Raw genomic sequence first — 15895 nt, 5'->3', positions numbered from 1 at the left:
CGCCCGCCGCTGTCCGTGCGCCGGGGGCCGGGTCGGCGCCGCCGTCCTCCCCGCCGCCGGCGAGCGTTTCCGCGCGTGCCGCGCCCCCCGTGGCCCCGGCGTCGGCCCCCGCGCCCTCGGTTCCCCCGGCGGCCCCGGCCGTCACTTCCACGGCCGTCACTTCCACGGCCGCCGCTGCCCAGGCCGCGCCGCCGCCGGCGCCGCCCCTGGTGTCTTCGTCCCCGGCCTCCGGGGGGGCGCGGACATCCTCCGTCGACAGCCCCGCGCGCCCTCCTGCCCCTGTCCTGGGCACGCCGGCGGCGTCCCCGGCGACCGACACCCCCGCGCGGCAGGCCGCTTCCGCGTCCGCCGTGCCGGCCCCCGCCGTGCCGGCTTCCGCCGTGCCGGCTTCCGCGACGCCTCCGGCTTCCGCCGCCCCGGCCTCCCAGCCGCCCGTGGTCGCCCCGGCTCCGGTGTCCGCTCCCCCGCCCGACGAAACGCACGAACCCGCGCCGCCGACGGTGCTGGCCGCCCAGGGGGAAGCCCGGGTTGTCTTGCGCGCGACAAGCGATTCCTGGATCTTGCTGCGCCGCAACGGGGCCCTGGTGGTCCGGCGCCTGCTGCGCAAGGGCGATGTCTACGCCGTTCCCGACGCCGAGGGCCTGACCTTGTCGGTCAACGAGTCCGGAGGGGTCGAGGTCTACGTGGACGGCAGGCGCGCGTCGGGAGGCGGCGGACGCAACGGCATTCACCTGGATCCGAATCGGTTGAAGTCGGGGCACTGAACCCGTATCTAGGGGGGCCTTCCGCCCCGACAGACGGAGCGCCCCGGCCGGGGCCCGGCCGAGACGGTCTCTTGCCCATTCTCTTGTTGCCCGAAAGGCCTGCTTCATGTCGGTCCGTTCCTACCGCACCATCACCCGCAGGGTCTCGCGTCAGATCCGGGTTGGCTCCGTTCTTGTCGGGGGTGACGCCCCAATCAGCGTGCAGACCATGACCAACACGCTGACCACCGATGTCGAGGGCACGGTGGCCCAGATCCGCCGCGCCGAGGCGGCCGGTGCCGACATGGTGCGCGTCTCGTGCCCCGACGCCGACAGCACCGCCGCGCTGGCGTCGATCGTCAAGCAGGTGTCGGTGCCGATCATCGCCGACATTCATTTCCATTACATGCGCGGCATTGAAGCGGCCAAGGCGGGCGCGGCGTGCTTGCGCATCAACCCCGGCAACATTGGCTCGGTCGAGCGGGTGCGCGAGGTGGTCAAGGCGGCCCGCGACAACGGCTGTTCCATGCGCATTGGCGTGAACGCGGCGTCGCTGGACCAGCGCTTGCTGGAAAAGTACGGCGAGCCCTGCCCCGAGGCCATGGTTGAAAGCGCCCTGGAGCACGCCCGGCTGCTGGAAGACCAGGATTTCACCGAGTTCAAGATCAGCGTGAAGGCCAGCGACACCTTCCTGGCCGTGGCCTCCTACCGGGCCCTGGCGGCGGCGTGCGATTACCCGCTGCACCTGGGCATCACCGAGGCCGGCGGGTTGCGCGGCGGCACGGTGAAGTCGGCGATCGGCATTGGCGCCTTGCTGTGGGATGGCATTGGCGACACCATCCGGGTGTCCTTGTCCACCGAGCCCGAGGAAGAAGTCAAGGTTGGCTTCGAGATCCTGAAGACCCTGGATCTGCGCCATCGCGGCGTGCGCATCATTTCGTGCCCGTCGTGCGCGCGCCAGGGCTTCGACGTGTGCAAGACCGTGGAAATCCTTGAAAACCGTCTTTCGCACGTGCGCGCGCCGGTGACGTTGTCGGTCATGGGCTGCGTGGTCAACGGCCCCGGCGAGGCCCGCGAGACCCACATCGGCCTGACCGGCGGCGGCACCCTGGCCAAGGTCTCGGCCAAGAACCAAGTGTATCTGGATGGCGATCGCGCCCACACCGTGAGCAACGAGGAAATGATTGATCATCTCGTTGACCTGGTTGAAAAGCGGGCCGCCGAAATGGAAGCCGCCGCCAAGGCGGCGGACTGAGCGGCGGGGAGGGCTGCTCCCTTCTCCCGCTTTCCGGGGCTCCGGACACCGGGCCCCGGCCTTCCCTGGTGCGCGATCGTGGGCGCCGGGCCTCTTGACGCCGGGCGTCCGGCTCCCCATCCCTTTGGCGCGCGTATAAGGGAAGCACCGCCCCCAACGCGCCTTGAGAACGCATACCCCTTCCCGGAAGCGGGGCGTTTGGTCCGTTTGCGCGCAAGGCAGGCGGGTGTTTTTGCCTGACGTGCCGTCTTGTTCCCTTAGTTCCCTTCTACATGAGCGTTGACCCATGGGACGACCGACCGCCAATCCCCTGTTCGTCGCCCTCGACACGACCGACGTGGGCGAGGCCACGGCTCTGGCCGCCAACTTGCACGACGACGTGGGAGGCGTGAAGCTGGGCCTGGAGTTTTTCGCGCGCCACGGTCACAAGGGCGTGCGCGAGGTGTTTCGGGCCGGTGGCCTGCCCTTGTTTTTGGATCTCAAGTTTCACGACATTCCCAACACGGTCGCGGGCGCCGTGCGCGCCGTGATGCCGCTTGCCCCCGCGCTTTTGAACGTTCACGCCGCCGGCGGCCAGGCCATGATGGCGGCCGCGCGCGACAGCGCCCAGACCGAGGCCGCCCGCCTGGGCGTGGCGCCGCCCCGGCTGCTGGCCGTCACCGTGCCCACCAGCCTGGATGCCGAGGATCTGGCCGCCACCGGCGTGGCCGGGCCGGTCAGCGACCAGGTGCGCCGGCTGGCCGCGCTGGCCCACGCGGCGGGCCTGGATGGCGTGGTGTGCTCGGCGTTGGAAGCGCCCTTGCTGCGCGCCGACCTGGGGCCTGATTTCCTGCTGGTGACGCCGGGCGTGCGTCCGACCTGGGCCAGCGCCGACGACCAGAAGCGCGTGGCCACCCCGCGCGAGGCCCTGGAGGCCGGCGCCGATGTTCTGGTGATCGGCCGGCCGATCACCGGCGCGTCCGATCCGCACCGGGCGGCCCGGCGCATTCTCGACGACCTGATTGCCGAAAGGAATTTGGCATGAGCGCCCCGCTCATCAAGACTGGCATGAGCGCCCCGCTCATCAAGATTTGCGGCCTGACCGAGGAGGACGGGCTGGACGCGGCCGTGGAAGCCGGCGTTGACATGATCGGCTTCGTTTTCTTCCCGCGCTCGCCCCGGGCCGTGACCCCGGCCCAGGCGGCCGAACTGCTGGACGGCGTCCCCTACCCCGACGAGGGCGGGCCCTTGCGGGTTGGCCTGTTCGTCGATCCCGACGACGCCACCTTGGAAGCGGTGTTCAACGCCGTGCGCCTGGATCTGATCCAGCTCCATGGGAACGAGACCCCCGAGCGCGTGGAAGCCGTGCGCTTCGAATTCGGCTGCGAGGTCATGAAGGCGCTGCCCGTTGGCGGTCCCGCCGACCTGGCCGCCGTCGGCGCGTATGCCGACGTGGCCGACCGGCTGCTGCTGGATGCCCGCCCGCCCGCCGACGCCGATCGTCCGGGTGGCAACGCCCAGGCCTTCGACTGGAGCCTTCTGGAGGGCTGGGAGTCGCCGGTGCCGTGGATGCTGGCCGGCGGCCTGACCCCCGAAACCGTGGAAGCCGCCGTGCGTCTGACCAACGCTCCGGGGGTGGATGTGTCGAGCGGGGTCGAACGCCTGCCCGGCATCAAGGATCCGGAGCGCATCGCGCGCTTCGTGCGCGCCGTTCGCGGAGTCTGACCCCATGAGCCCCCTGTTCCAGGAACACCCGCTGCGCGACGTCCTGGCCAACGAGTTGCACACCCGAGCCGCCGACGAGATCATGGCCCCGGCCCAGATCTCGCATTTCGCCGTGCTTACCGGCGAGGACAACGAGGGCGCCTTGGATCATCTGGCCGATTTGTGCCAGCGCCTGGGCGGGGCCGCGCCCACGCAGGGGGCCAACCACTTCACCATTGATTTTGGCGGCCTGGTTGTGCGCTTCGAGCGCCACACCGAGTTTTGTTCCTATGCCTTCATCCGGCGAGGACGCACCGGCGAGGCCCCGTTTGATCGCATGCCCCTGACCGTGGTTCCCGAGGACTGGCTGGCCACCTTGCCCGGGCCGGTGCTGTCGGGTGTCCATATCGTGCTGGAAGCGCGCGACGAACCGGAACACGACCTTGGCGAGCTGAGCTTGCGTCACTTCGCCGGCAATGTGTTGATGGGGGCCATCCTGGGGGGCGGAGCCGCCAAGGCGCTCTCCGACCTGCGCTTGCACGGCGATCGCTTCCACCGAATCCTGGTGCGCGACGTGGGCTTAAGCCCCAGCCACGCCGGGCGCACCGTGCAGCGCCTGATCGAAATGAACACCTACCGCGCCCTGGCCCTGTTGGCCCTGCCCCAGGCCCGCAACGCGAGCCCGGCCCTGCGCGGCATCGATACCGCGCTGGCCGACATCGCCGGGCGCATCGCCGACGTGCGCAACAAGGACAAGGACGCCGATCTCTTGTTCGAGCTGTCCGAATTGACCGCCCAGGTCGAGGCCGTTGCCGCCGCCAATTCCTACCGCTTCGCGGCGTCGCGCGCCTACTACCAGCTGGTGATGCGCCGGCTGGATGATCTGCGCCAGGGACGCCTGGGCGAGCTTGTGACCTTCACCGCCTTCATGGAACGGCGCCTGACCCCGGCCATGGCCACCTGTCAGTCGGTCGCGGAGCGCACCGAAGCCCTGTCGAATCGCGGTGCGCGCGTCGCCAGCTTGCTGCGCGCCCGGGTCGAGGTGGATCTTCAAGCCCAGAACAAGCGCCTTCTTGAAAGCATGGATCGCCGGGCCCGCCTGCAGTTGCGCTTGCAGCAGGCGGTGGAAGGCCTTTCGGTGGTGGCCATCAGCTATTACATGATCGGTCTGGTCGGCTACCTCGCCAAGGGTTTGAAAGCCGCCGGGATTTTGCCGTGGAGCGATACCCTGGTCACCGGCCTCGCGGTGCCGGTGGTGATCGGCATGATCTATCTCGGGTTGCGGCGCGCCAAGAAGGCCATGGGCCTGGAGGAACACGACTGATCCCGGGCCCCAGGCCCGCTTGCGTCACCCGGCCCAGGGGGGGACGCCGGTTTTTCCTTGTCCCGGCGGCCGTTCCCCCTTTACATCACCCCTTTGAAGCGGGCGGCCCCGTCGGCCCGCCCCGGAAGCGCGACCGCGATCTGGATGGACCTACCCATGAGCACCACGTCGGAAATCCGTCGGACCTTCCTTGAGTTCTTTGTCCGCAATGGCCACAAGGAGGTGGAAAGCAGCCCGCTTGTGCCGCTCAACGACCCGACCTTGATGTTCACGAACGCCGGCATGGTCCAGTTCAAGAACGTGTTCACGGGGGCGGAAACCCGCCCCTACAGTCGGGCCGTGACCTCGCAGAAGTGCGTGCGCGCGGGTGGCAAGCACAACGACCTCGACAACGTGGGCTATACCGCCCGCCATCACACGTTCTTCGAGATGCTGGGCAACTTCTCGTTCGGGGATTATTTCAAGGAACAGGCCATCGAGTACGCCTGGACCCTGATCACCCGCGAGTATGGCCTTCCGCCCGAGCGCCTGCTGGTCACCGTCCATTCCACCGACGAGGAAGCGGCCGCCCTGTGGCGCAAGATCACCGGCTTTCCCGACTCCCGCATCTTGCGCATTCCGACCAGTGATAATTTCTGGTCGATGGGCGACACCGGCCCGTGCGGCCCGTGCTCGGAAATCTTCTTCGATCACGGCGAGCATATCCCGGGCGGCCCGCCGGGCAGCGCCGACGAGGACGGCGACCGCTTCATCGAAATCTGGAACCTGGTGTTCATGCAGTTCGAGCAGCGGGGGCCGGGCGATCGCATCGATCTGCCGCGCCCGTCGGTCGATACCGGCATGGGCCTGGAGCGCATCGCCGCCGTGCTTCAGGGCAAGCACGACAACTACGACATCGACCTGATGCGCGGCCTGATCGAAGCCGTGGCCCACGCCGCCGGCACCGATCCCGACGGCCCGTCGCGGGTGTCGCACCGGGTGATCGCCGACCACCTGCGCGCCTCGTGCTTCCTCATCGCCGATGGCGTGCTGCCCGCCAACGAGGGCCGGGGCTACGTGCTGCGTCGCATCATGCGCCGCGCCATGCGCCATGCCCACCTGATGGGCTCGACCGAGCCTTTGTTGTGGAAGCTGGTTCCGGCCCTGGTCCGCGCCATGGGCGACCAGTTCCCGGAACTGGACCGCGCCCAGGTGCTGATGACCGAAACCCTGCGCCTGGAGGAAACCCGCTTCAAGCGCATGCTTGATCGCGGCTTGAAGCTGCTGGCCGACGAGACCACCGATCTGGAAGCGGGCGGCCAGCTTTCCGGCGACGTGGCGTTTCGCCTGTACGACACCTATGGCTTCCCGCTGGATCTGACCCAGGACGCCTTGCGCGCGCGTTCGATCAGCGTGGACGTGGACGGCTTTTCGGAAGCCATGGCCCGCCAGAAGGCCGAGGCCCGCAAGAACTGGGCCGGCTCGGGCGAGCAGGCCACGGAATCCGTGTGGTTTGATCTGCGCGACGGCGTGGGCGCCACCGAGTTCCTGGGCTACACCGGGACCTCGGCCGAGGGCATGATCGCCGCCCTGGTCGTTGATGGCCACCCGGTGCCCGAGGCCCGGCCCGGCGCCGAGGTGGCGCTGATCGCCAACCAGACCCCGTTCTATGGCGAATCCGGCGGTCAGGTGGGCGACTCCGGCGTGATCACCGTTCCGGGGGGCGGCCGTGTCGTGGTCACCGATACCTTGAAGAAGCTGGGCGCCTTGCACGTCCACCTGGGCCGGGTCGAAGGCGCCCCGGTCGCGGTGGGCCAGACCGCGCGCTTCGAGGTGGATGTCACCCGGCGCAACGCCGTGCGCGGCCACCACTCGGCCACCCACCTGCTGCACGAAGCCCTGCGCCGCCGCCTGGGCGAACACGTGACCCAGAAGGGTTCGATGGTGGCGCCCGATCGTCTGCGCTTCGACATCAGCCATCCCGCGCCCCTGGAGGACGAGGACCTGGCGGTGGTCGAAGCCATGGTCAACGAGGAAATCCGCGCCAACGCCCCCGTGGTCACCCGCCTGATGGACCCGGAAAGCGCCATGGCCGCCGGCGCCATGGCCTTGTTTGGCGAAAAGTACGGTGACGAGGTGCGGGTGGTGTCGATGGGCTCCACCGCCGACGGCGCGCCGCGCGCCTTTTCGGTCGAGCTGTGCGGCGGCACCCACGTGTCGCGCACCGGCGACATCGGCCTGTTCAAAATCGTGTCGGAAAGCGCCGTGGCCTCGGGCGTGCGCCGCATCGAGGCCGTGACCGGCGCCGCCGCCCTTGAGTGGATCGGCGAGCGCGAGCGCGTTCTTGTCGATCTGGCCGGCCTGCTGCGCGTGCCCCCCGCCGAGGTCTCCGCCCGCGTCCAGGCCCTGCTCGACGAGCGCAAGCGCCTGGAGCGCGAGCTGGCCGATACCCGGCGCAAGCTGGCCACCGGTGGCGGTGGCGCCGACGCCCTGGCGCCCCGCGACGTGGGCGGCGTGCCCTTCATCGGCCGCGTGCTGGAAGGCGTGCCGGGCAAGGACCTCAAGGGCATGGTCGACGAACTGAAGACCAAGGCCGGGTCCGCCGTGATCGCCTTGCTGTCGGTGGCCGACGGCAAGGTTTCGCTGGTGGTGGGCGTGACCGCCGACCTGGTGGGCAAGGTGGACGCCGTGGCCCTGGTCAAGACCGGGGCCGCCGTGGTGGGCGGCAAGGGCGGTGGCGGACGCCCCGACATGGCCCAGGCCGGGGGTCCCGATGCCGCCCAGGCCGACGCGGCCCTGGCCGCGATCGAGGCCGCGCTGGCCGGCTGAGTTCCCGGGGGCGGGGCCGTGTCGGCTCCGCCCCTTTTTCTTCCTCACAAGGTCTTGTCCCTTGTCCTCATCGCGCGCGGTTTTGCGAGCGGGTGGCCCGGCCGATGCCGCCGCCATCCAGGCCATTTTCGCCCATTACGTGGTCCACACCACGGTTTCGCTGGAAAACACGCCCCCCGGCGTTGAGACCATGCGCGAGCGCCTGGCCTTGATGACCGCCGAGGGCTACCCGGTTCTGGTCGCCGAGCAGGACGGCCGCGTGGTGGGCTATGCCTACGCCGGCCCCTATCACAAGCGCCCGGCCTACCGCCCCACCGTGGAGCATTCCATCTATCTGGCGCCCGACGCCTGCCGGGGCGGGCTGGGGCGCCGGCTCATGGGGGACTTGATGGAGGCGTGCGAACAGGCCGGCTTTCGCCAGATGATCGCCGTCATCGCCGATGCCCGAAACGAGGCGTCGTTGCGCTTTCATGCCGGATTCGGCTTCGAGCAGGCCGCGCACCTGCGCGCGGTGGCCTGGAAGTTCGGGCGCTGGCTCGATGTGTTCTTCTATCAGCGCGCCCTGGGCGCCGCCGATCAGGCCCCGCCCGCCGCCGACGGCCCCGCCTGGCCCGGCGGCCCCTCGACCTTCCGGTAAGGGCGCGTTTCTCAAGACGAACCCTGTCCCAAGGCCTCGTTTTTCAAGACGGCCTTGTCCCAAGGCCGCTGGAAGGCAGCCTTGGGGGGGGAGGGAGGGGAACCCGTTACGCCGCCGGGGTGTTTTCGGGGTAGAGGCCGGCAAGACCCTGGGCGCTGGCCGGGCACACGCCGCGTTCGGTGATCAGGCCGGTGATCAGGCGGGCCGGGGTGACGTCGAAGGCCGGGTTGGCGGCGGGCGAGCCTTCGGGCGTGACGGTGACCCAGGCCAGGGCGCCCTCGTCGGTGCGGCCCCACAGGCGGGTGACCTCGGCGCCCGAGCGTTCCTCGATCGGGATTTCGGCGACGCCGTCGTTCACCGTCCAATCGATGGTCGGCCCGGGCAGGGCCACGTAGAAGGGCACGCCATTGTCCTTGGCGGCCAGGGCCTTCAGGTAGGTGCCGATCTTGTTGCACACGTCGCCCTGGGCCGTGGTGCGGTCGGTGCCCACGATGACCATGTCAACCTGCCCGTGCTGCATGTAGTGACCGCCGGCGTTGTCCACGATCACCGTGTGCGGCACGCCATGGCTGTTCAGCTCCCAGGCGGTCAGGCTGGCGCCCTGGTTGCGCGGGCGGGTTTCATCCACCCAAACGTGGATGGGCAGGCCAGCGTCGTGGGCCTTGTAGATCGGGGCCAGCGCGGTGCCCCAGTCCACGGTGGCCAGCCAGCCGGCGTTGCAGTGGGTCAGGATGTTGATGCGCTCGCCGGCGGCCTTGCCGGCCGCGATCTGGCGAATGATGCCCAGGCCGTGGGTGCCGATGGCCTCGTTCAGGGCCACGTCCTCGTCGCACACCTGGGCCGCGCGCGCGCGGGCGGCCTGGGCGCGTTCGGCGGCCGGCAGGGGTGCCAGGTGGGCCTTCATGTCGTCCAGCGCCCAGCGCAGGTTGATCGCGGTCGGGCGGGTGGAGACCAGCACCTGGTAGGCGTGATCCAGGCCGGCGTCGCTGGCGTCGTGGGCCATGGCCACGGCCATGCCCCAGGCGGCGGTGGCGCCGATCAGGGGGGCGCCGCGCACCAGCATGGCCGAAATGGCGTGGGCCACCTCGTCGAGCGACGACAAAACCAGGGTTTCAAAGGCGTGGGGCAGGCGCGTCTGGTCGATGATGCCGACCGCGCGGCCGTCGTCCAGCGGCCAGATGGTGCGCCAGGCGGTTCCGTTGACCCGCATGAAGCCGTCTCCTTGAGCGTTCCTGTTGGGGAAAAGGGCAGGGAAAGGCCCGGGGGAAGGGCCAGGGGGCAGGGGGAGGGGGCGGGGGAAAGAGCCGCCGCCCTGCCCGCCCCGGGATTAGCCCAGCACCCGGCCGGCCACCGCCGACAGGGCCTTGACCAGCGCCGGGTCGCGCTTGTCCGGGTGGGTGATGATGGCGTTGTCCAGCGCGGTATGGCTGCCGTCGGGCAGCGGATAGGGCCGGTCCTTGAGGCGGGCCGGCATGGCCTTGACCAGGGAGCGGGCCTTGTCGGCGTTGTCGAGCAGTACCTTGACGATGGCTTCCACCGTCACGTGGTCGTGCTCGGGGTGCCAGCAGTCGAAATCGGTGACCATGGCCACGGTGCAGTAGGCCATCTCGGCCTCGCGGGCCAGCTTGGCCTCGGGCATGTTGGTCATGCCAATGACGTGGCAGCCCCATTGCCGGTACAGGTTGGATTCGGCCAGGGTCGAGAACTGGGGCCCTTCCATCGCCAGGTAGGTGCCCCCGCGCTTGTAGGGGATTTCCAGCTCGGCCAGGGCGTTTTCCACCCGGTCGCCCACCCAGGCGCTGACCGGATGCGCCATGCCGACGTGCGCGACCAGCCCGGTCCCGAAGAAACTTTTCTCGCGGGCAATGGTGCGGTCGATGAACTGATCGACGATCACGAAGGTGCCGGGCGGCAGGCTTTCGTGCAGCGAGCCGACGGCCGACACCGACAGGATTTCGGTCACGCCGGCCCGCTTCAGGGCATCGATGTTGGCGCGGTAGTTGATGGCCGAGGGGGGCAGCGGGTGGCCGCGACCGTGGCGCGGCAGGAAGACCATGTCGAGACCGTCCAGGGTGCCAAACAGCAGTTGATCCGACGGCGTTCCGAACGGGCTGTTGACGGTGTGCCAGCGGGCATTCTCCAGGCCGTCGATGTCGTAGACGCCCGACCCCCCGATGACGCCCAGAACCGGCTTGCGATACTCTTCCTCGGCCATGATGACGCGCTCCCCTGAGTTGCGTGGGTAATGGGTTGTGGATGGGCCGGCACCTTACAGCCCGCCGTCGCCCCTGAAAAGCGCTTGCCTGGGCCCTTGCGGGGCAATCGGGTGAAGCCTTGGATGCCCTTCGAAAAGGGCTCCCCAACGCCGCGACTGCGGCGCGCGGCCCCTGCCGCGAGAGCCAAGCGCACGGAGTGCGCGCCCGGCGTTTGAAGGGTTCGCAAAAACCCCAGGCAATCGGTTCATCCGATTGCGCTTGGAAAAGGGCTTCCCAACGCCGCGACGGCGGCGCGCGGCTCCTGCCGCGAGAGCCAAGCGCACGGAGTGCGCGCCCGGCGTTTGAGGGCTTGGCAAAAAGCCCAGGCAATCGGTTCATCCGATTGCCTGGGGACCCTTGCGGTGGGCGGCCGTCTTCCCATATAGCAAGACAACTGTTAGCAAGCTATCAAAAGGCGCTTTCCCATGTCTCTTCCCGTCCCCGCCCCTGCCCCGCGCGACGAGTTCCTGGGTACGTTGTCGCTGGCCGGGCGCAAGGTGCGGACCTTGTTCGATGCCCTGTTGCGCCACCAGGGCCTGACCTTGTCGCGGGCGCGGCTGCTGCTGCACCTGTCGCGTCACCAGGGCGTGACCCAGACCGAGCTGGCCGGCGTGCTGGAGCTGGAGCCGCCCACGGTGGTGCGCCTGCTCGATGCCCTGGAACGCCAGGGCTTGGTCGAGCGCCGCCCGGTGCCGGGCGATCGCCGCTCCAAGCATGTGCTGCTCACCGAGGCCTCGCGGCCGTCGCTGGAAGCGGTGGAGCGCCTGACCGTGATCATGCGCCATCACCTGCTTTCCGACATTTCCGACGAGGATCTGGGGGTGACCGCGCGGGTGCTGGAGCGCCTGGCCCAAACCATCGACCGCCTGTCGCCCGAGGCCTTGCTGGCCGATCCGCTGCTTTCTCCCGCGCGGCCGGGGGAGGGCCGGCGGCCATGAGTGCGTCCGCGTCTTCCTCCCCCTCGTCCCCTTCCGCCCCCTCTCCTCCTGCCCCCTCCCCTCCCGCGGACGAAATGAGCCTGCCCCGGCGGGGCGCGTTCATGCTGGCCTCGGCCCTGCTGTGGACCACCCAGGGGCTGGGGATGAACCTCATCGCCACCAATATTCCCCAGCTGCAAGGGGCGTTGGGGGCGACCGTGCAGGAAACCACCTGGCTCACGGCGGTCTACATGGCGCCGAATGTCACCTTGACCGTGCTGTTGACCAAGATCCGCACCCAGTTCGGCTTGCGTCCGTTTGCCGAGGTCGGGTTGGGGGTTTTCCTTCTGGCCTCGCTCGCGCACCTGATGGTCAACGACCTGAACTCGGCCCTGGTGGTGCGTTTCCTGGCGGGCATGGCGGCGGCTCCTTTGTCGACCTTGGGCATCTTGTACATGATCCAGTCCTTTCCTCCGGCGCGCCGGCTGGGCTGGGGCATCAGCCTGGCGCTGACCTGCTCGTTGTCCATGCCGCCGGTGGCCCGGATGATTTCGCCCGGTCTTCTGGACCTGGGGCGCTGGCAGGGGCTGTACACCTTGGAGGTCGGCCTGGCCCTGGTCGCCCTGACGGTTGTCTACTGCCTGCCCCTGCAGCCGTTTCCCCGCGCCAAGGTGCTGCATTGGAAGGACTTCGTCAGTTATTCCCTGATTGCCCTGGGCCTTGGCCTGGTCGCGGCCGTGCTGGCGGTCGGGCATTTGTACTGGTGGTTCGAGGCGCCTTGGATCGGCGTGTGCCTGGCGGTGGCCGCCGTGGCCCTGGGGATCGCCGCCGCGATCGAGCTGAACCGGGAAACGCCGCTGCTCAACGTTCCGTGGCTGCTGGGCCCCGACATGGTGCGCTTCGCGCTCACGCTTCTGGCGTATCGCGTGGTGCTGGCCGAGCAGGCCAGTGGGGCGTTGGGCCTGTTTCAGGCCCTGGGACTGGCCGGCGATCAGACCCGGGTGCTGAACGCGGTGATCCTCGCGGCCACCGTGGCCGGAGGGGTGTCGTGTGGCGCCCTGTTCACCCTGGCCCGCGTGCCCTTGCTGCACGCGGTGGCGTTGGCGTGCATCGCGACCGGGGCTTTCCTGGACAGTCATGCCACCGTGCTGACGCGGCCCGACAACATGCTGGTCAGCCAGGCCCTGATTGCGTTCGGCGCGGCCATGTTCCTGCCCTCGGCCATGAGCACGGGGCTGGCGAACGCCTTCAAACGCGGGCCGGAGTTTTTCACCAGCTTCATCGCGGTGTTCTTGTTCACGCAAGGGGTGGGCGGCCTGCTGGGCTCGGCGGTGTTTGGCACCTTCGTGAAGTGGCGCGAAAGCATCCACCTGCGGGCCCTCAGCGACGCGGTGACCTTGACCGATCCGCGCGTGGTGGAACGCCTGCACCAGCTGGCCGGCGCCTATCGGGCCGCGCTGCCTTCGTCGGCCGCGCGACAAGCCGAGGGTCTGGCCGGTCTCGCGGGCGAAATCAGCCGCCAGGCCAGCCTGCTGGCCTACAACGAGGCCTTTTTCATGATCGGGGTGGGGGCGCTGGGCATGCTGGCGTGCGTGGGCGCAAGCCTCGTGCTTGCCGGCTGGCTCGCGCGCCGCGCCCTGCCCTCTTCCGTTTCCTGATCCGTCGGATTTTTCATCATGGCTTTCAAATTCATCCGCACGCGCACGCTGCTGCCCCTGGCGCTGGGCCTGATTGGCGCCTTGGTTATTCTCTACGCGTGGCGCCTGCCGCCGTTCGAGACCAACCGCGAGACCACCGACAACGCCTATGTGCGCGGTCAGGTGACAGTGATCAGTGCCCAGGGCTCGGGCACGGTGACCGAGGTCGCGGTGCGCGATTTTCAAGACGTGCACGAAGGCGACCTGCTGGTGCGCATCGACGACCGCATTCCCACCCAGAAGCTGGAACAGGCGCTGGCCGCCCTGGCGGTCAAGCAGGCCGATCTGGCCAACGCCGACCAGAGCCAGCGCGCGGCCGAGGCTCGCATCGTGGCCGCCCAGGCCCAGATGGCCGGCGCGCAAACCGCGTTGAACACGGCCGAGGCCACCTTGCGCCGCTCGGAAGCCCTGCTGGCCAAGGGCGTGACCACCCAGCAGGCCCTGGACCAGAGCCGCACCGCCCAGGCGCAGGCACACACGGCGATGGAGCAGGCCGACGCCGCCTTGCAGGTGGCGCAGCAGGAATACCAGTCGATCCTGGTGGGGCGCCAGTCGCAGGAAGCCGACATCCGCAATGCCGAGGCGGTGGTGCGCCTGGCCCAGATTGATCTGCAAAACACCCGGGTGGTGGCGCCGCAAGACGGCAAGCTGGGCGAAATTGGCGTGCGGCTGGGCCAGTACGTGACGGCGGGCACGCAGTTGACCAGCCTGGTGCCGCCCAAGCGCTGGATCATCGCCAACTTCAAGGAAACCCAGCTGGCCGGCATGCGGGTGGGGCAGACGGTCACGTTCACGGTCGATGCCCTGGATCACCGTCGTTTCAACGGGCATATCGAGGAGCTGGCGCCGGCCACGGGCTCGGAATTCAGCGTGTTGCGTCCCGAGAACGCCACCGGCAACTTCATCAAGGTGGCGCAGCGGGTGCCGGTGCGCATCGCGATCGACCCCGGCCAGCCGGCGGTGAGCGCGCTGGTGCCGGGCTTGTCGGTGGTGGTCAGCGTCGATACCGGTGCTCCCGCGCCCTGAGGACCGTGACACGTGGGGATCGGGCCAGAACCGAGGGCAACGGAAGCGTTGAAGGGCGCTTTTCGGGGGGAAACGGGGCGAACAGGCATTGACTCGGGCGCGGTGATGCCCATACTCGCCCCCTTCCTTTCCGGGAACGCGGGTTGTCGCAACCCCGCCCGGGCCTTTCGCGCGCCTCGTCATGGGGGCACGGCGGGGCCTGGGACTACCGGACCACAAACCAACAACAATCCCCTTCGAGGATGTGAAGACCATGGGCAAGCGCCTTAATTCCAAGCATAAGATTGACCGGCGCCTTGGCGTCAACCTGTGGGGCCGCCCCAAGAGCCCCCTGAACCGCCGCGAATACGGCCCCGGACAGCACGGCCAGCGTCGCCGCAAGCCGTCTGACTTCGGCACCCAGCTGATGGCCAAGCAGAAGCTGAAGGGCTACTACGGCAACATCAGCGAAAAGGCCTTCCGCAAGTACTACGAAGAGGCCGTGCGTCGTCGGGGCGATACCTCCGAGAACCTGATCTCGATTCTCGAAACCCGCCTGGACGCCGTGGTCTACCGCATGAAGCTGGTGCCGACCGTGTTTGCCGCCCGTCAGGTGGTCAACCACGGCCACATCCTGGTCAACGGCCGCCGGGTGACGATCGCGTCGTTCCGGGTCCGCGAAGGGGATGTGATCGAGGTCAAGGAAGCCTCGCGCCAGATGCCCCTGGTCATGGAAGCCATCCAGTCGAACGAACGCGACCTGCCGGCTTACGTGGAAATGGAAGCCAACGGCATGAAGGGCTCGTTCATTCGTACCCCCAAGCTGGAAGACGTGCCCTATCCGGTGCAGATGGAACCGAACCTGGTGGTCGAGTTCTACTCCCGCTAATCGGTTTTTCGCGCCTGGTATTGGGGGGAGGGCCATGGGCCTTCCCCCCTTTTTCATGGGGTCTGGGGCACGGGGCCCCGCCCTTCGCGTTTTCGCGCGCGAAGCCCGCTTTGGCACCAAGACAGGGCTTGTCAGGCGGAAACGTTTTTTCTATAGTGCGCCTCCCTCTGCTGGGGCGTAGCCAAGTGGTAAGGCAACGGTTTTTGGTACCGTCATTCCCTGGTTCGAATCCAGGCGCCCCAGCCAACTTTTCCGTAACGCCTTGAGAAACAAGACGTTCGGCATCTTCTCTCCAGAGACCGCGCCGCATTGCTCCAATCCGCTGCTCCAACAGGAGCCGGACCGGATACCATGCGCACTCTCCCCCACGTCGTTCGGCGCGGCAGCATCTTCCACTTTCGCAGGGTCGTTCCCAGGGACCTGCGCCCGCTATTGCAGCGCACCGAACTTGTCCGCAGCCTGGAGACGGCCGATGTTTCTGCTGCCAAGCGCCGGTCCCGTCGGCTATACCTGCTGTCCGATGCTCTCTTTGAAACAGTGCGCGCCGACCAGATGCTCCCGGACAACCAGATAGCGCTCTTGATCAAGGACTTCTACCACGAAGTCCTGGACAGGGAGGGCCAGCTTCGTCTGAAGACGGGGCCAATCCCCGAGGAGACGCGGCTGGCGCGAATCGCCTATT

Annotated in this window: 14 protein-coding genes and 1 tRNA gene; 13 read left to right on the top strand and 2 right to left on the bottom strand. The window is 68.6% G+C overall.

All coding sequences use genetic code 11. The annotated features are described in order from the left end of the window. From ROR02_RS13555 to ROR02_RS13525, 7 genes are all read left to right on the top strand, one after another. A partial coding sequence (locus ROR02_RS13555) for a DUF4115 domain-containing protein (protein WP_147164577.1) occupies positions 1-764 on the top strand: 764 nt, incomplete at its 5' end. 106 nt (positions 765-870) lie between these two features. Continuing rightward, complete coding sequence (gene ispG, locus ROR02_RS13550; protein ID WP_147164576.1) at positions 871-1998, top strand: flavodoxin-dependent (E)-4-hydroxy-3-methylbut-2-enyl-diphosphate synthase; 1128 nt, start codon at positions 871-873, stop codon at positions 1996-1998. A gap of 286 nt (positions 1999-2284) precedes the next feature. Next, on the top strand, positions 2285-3022 hold the full coding sequence (pyrF, locus tag ROR02_RS13545) for an orotidine-5'-phosphate decarboxylase (RefSeq protein ID WP_147164575.1): 738 nt from the start codon (positions 2285-2287) through the stop codon (positions 3020-3022). A 23-nt stretch (positions 3023-3045) separates the two neighbouring features. Continuing rightward, entirely contained in the window at positions 3046-3702 is a 657-nt protein-coding gene (locus ROR02_RS13540; protein ID WP_147164578.1) for a phosphoribosylanthranilate isomerase, read from the top strand. Positions 3703-3706: 4 nt separating this feature from the next. Then, positions 3707-5005: a DUF3422 family protein gene (locus ROR02_RS13535; RefSeq protein WP_147164574.1), complete on the top strand. Its 1299-nt coding sequence runs from the start codon at positions 3707-3709 to the stop codon at positions 5003-5005. Positions 5006-5161: 156 nt separating this feature from the next. Next, positions 5162-7813 carry an alanine--tRNA ligase gene (gene alaS, locus ROR02_RS13530; protein ID WP_147164573.1) on the top strand — a complete coding sequence of 884 codons (2652 nt, stop codon included), beginning with the start codon at positions 5162-5164 and terminating at the stop codon, positions 7811-7813. 61 nt (positions 7814-7874) lie between these two features. Beyond that, entirely contained in the window at positions 7875-8450 is a 576-nt protein-coding gene (locus tag ROR02_RS13525; protein WP_246135548.1) for a GNAT family N-acetyltransferase, read from the top strand. A gap of 106 nt (positions 8451-8556) precedes the next feature. On the opposite strand, the gene mtnA is transcribed toward ROR02_RS13525, so the two are convergent. Together mtnA and ROR02_RS13515 are read right to left on the bottom strand one after the other, a co-directional pair. After that, entirely contained in the window at positions 8557-9660 is a 1104-nt protein-coding gene (mtnA, locus tag ROR02_RS13520; protein WP_147164571.1) for an S-methyl-5-thioribose-1-phosphate isomerase, read from the bottom strand. A gap of 117 nt (positions 9661-9777) precedes the next feature. Continuing rightward, on the bottom strand, positions 9778-10665 hold the full coding sequence (locus ROR02_RS13515; RefSeq protein WP_147164570.1) for an S-methyl-5'-thioadenosine phosphorylase: 888 nt from the start codon (positions 10663-10665) through the stop codon (positions 9778-9780). A 465-nt stretch (positions 10666-11130) separates the two neighbouring features. On the opposite strand from ROR02_RS13515, the gene ROR02_RS13510 reads away from it, so the two are divergent. The 6 genes from ROR02_RS13510 to ROR02_RS13485 form a co-directional block, all read left to right on the top strand. After that, the gene (locus ROR02_RS13510; RefSeq protein ID WP_147164569.1) at positions 11131-11643 is read left to right on the top strand and encodes a MarR family winged helix-turn-helix transcriptional regulator; all 513 of its coding nucleotides are present in this window, start codon (positions 11131-11133) and stop codon (positions 11641-11643) included. Positions 11644-11717: 74 nt separating this feature from the next. Continuing rightward, positions 11718-13280 (top strand): MFS transporter, encoded by a 1563-nt coding sequence (locus ROR02_RS13505; RefSeq protein ID WP_246135547.1) that lies wholly within the window; start codon positions 11718-11720, stop codon positions 13278-13280. Between the two features lie 18 nt (positions 13281-13298). Then, positions 13299-14345, top strand: coding sequence for an HlyD family secretion protein (locus tag ROR02_RS13500; RefSeq protein WP_147164567.1), 1047 nt, complete (start codon positions 13299-13301; stop codon positions 14343-14345). 253 nt (positions 14346-14598) lie between these two features. Beyond that, positions 14599-15213, top strand: coding sequence for a 30S ribosomal protein S4 (gene rpsD, locus ROR02_RS13495; protein ID WP_147164566.1), 615 nt, complete (start codon positions 14599-14601; stop codon positions 15211-15213). 171 nt (positions 15214-15384) lie between these two features. Continuing rightward, positions 15385-15459: transfer RNA gene (locus tag ROR02_RS13490), tRNA-Gln, on the top strand. A gap of 105 nt (positions 15460-15564) precedes the next feature. Next, on the top strand, positions 15565-15895 hold a 331-nt coding region (locus ROR02_RS13485; RefSeq protein ID WP_322789499.1), incomplete at its 3' end, for a DUF6538 domain-containing protein.

This window comes from Pararhodospirillum oryzae (assembly GCF_007992075.1).
Classification (GTDB): Bacteria; Pseudomonadota; Alphaproteobacteria; order Rhodospirillales; family Rhodospirillaceae; genus Pararhodospirillum; species Pararhodospirillum oryzae.
Note: the sequence above shows the minus strand (reverse complement) of the source record. Positions and strands in the feature narration are given on the sequence as shown.

Excerpts from the sequence above, each read along its gene's own strand:
- ROR02_RS13540 (WP_147164578.1), top strand. The coding sequence starts at position 3,046 with ATGAGCGCCCCGCTCATCAAGATTTGCGGCCTGACCGAGGAGGACGGG.
- ispG (WP_147164576.1), top strand. The coding sequence starts at position 871 with ATGTCGGTCCGTTCCTACCGCACCATCACCCGCAGGGTCTCGCGTCAG.
- alaS (WP_147164573.1), top strand. The coding sequence starts at position 5,162 with ATGAGCACCACGTCGGAAATCCGTCGGACCTTCCTTGAGTTCTTTGTC.
- mtnA (WP_147164571.1), bottom strand. The coding sequence starts at position 9,660 with ATGCGGGTCAACGGAACCGCCTGGCGCACCATCTGGCCGCTGGACGAC.
- rpsD (WP_147164566.1), top strand. The coding sequence starts at position 14,599 with ATGGGCAAGCGCCTTAATTCCAAGCATAAGATTGACCGGCGCCTTGGC.
- ROR02_RS13535 (WP_147164574.1), top strand. The coding sequence starts at position 3,707 with ATGAGCCCCCTGTTCCAGGAACACCCGCTGCGCGACGTCCTGGCCAAC.
- ROR02_RS13510 (WP_147164569.1), top strand. The coding sequence starts at position 11,131 with ATGTCTCTTCCCGTCCCCGCCCCTGCCCCGCGCGACGAGTTCCTGGGT.
- pyrF (WP_147164575.1), top strand. The coding sequence starts at position 2,285 with ATGGGACGACCGACCGCCAATCCCCTGTTCGTCGCCCTCGACACGACC.
- ROR02_RS13500 (WP_147164567.1), top strand. The coding sequence starts at position 13,299 with ATGGCTTTCAAATTCATCCGCACGCGCACGCTGCTGCCCCTGGCGCTG.
- ROR02_RS13515 (WP_147164570.1), bottom strand. The coding sequence starts at position 10,665 with ATGGCCGAGGAAGAGTATCGCAAGCCGGTTCTGGGCGTCATCGGGGGG.
- ROR02_RS13505 (WP_246135547.1), top strand. The coding sequence starts at position 11,718 with ATGAGCCTGCCCCGGCGGGGCGCGTTCATGCTGGCCTCGGCCCTGCTG.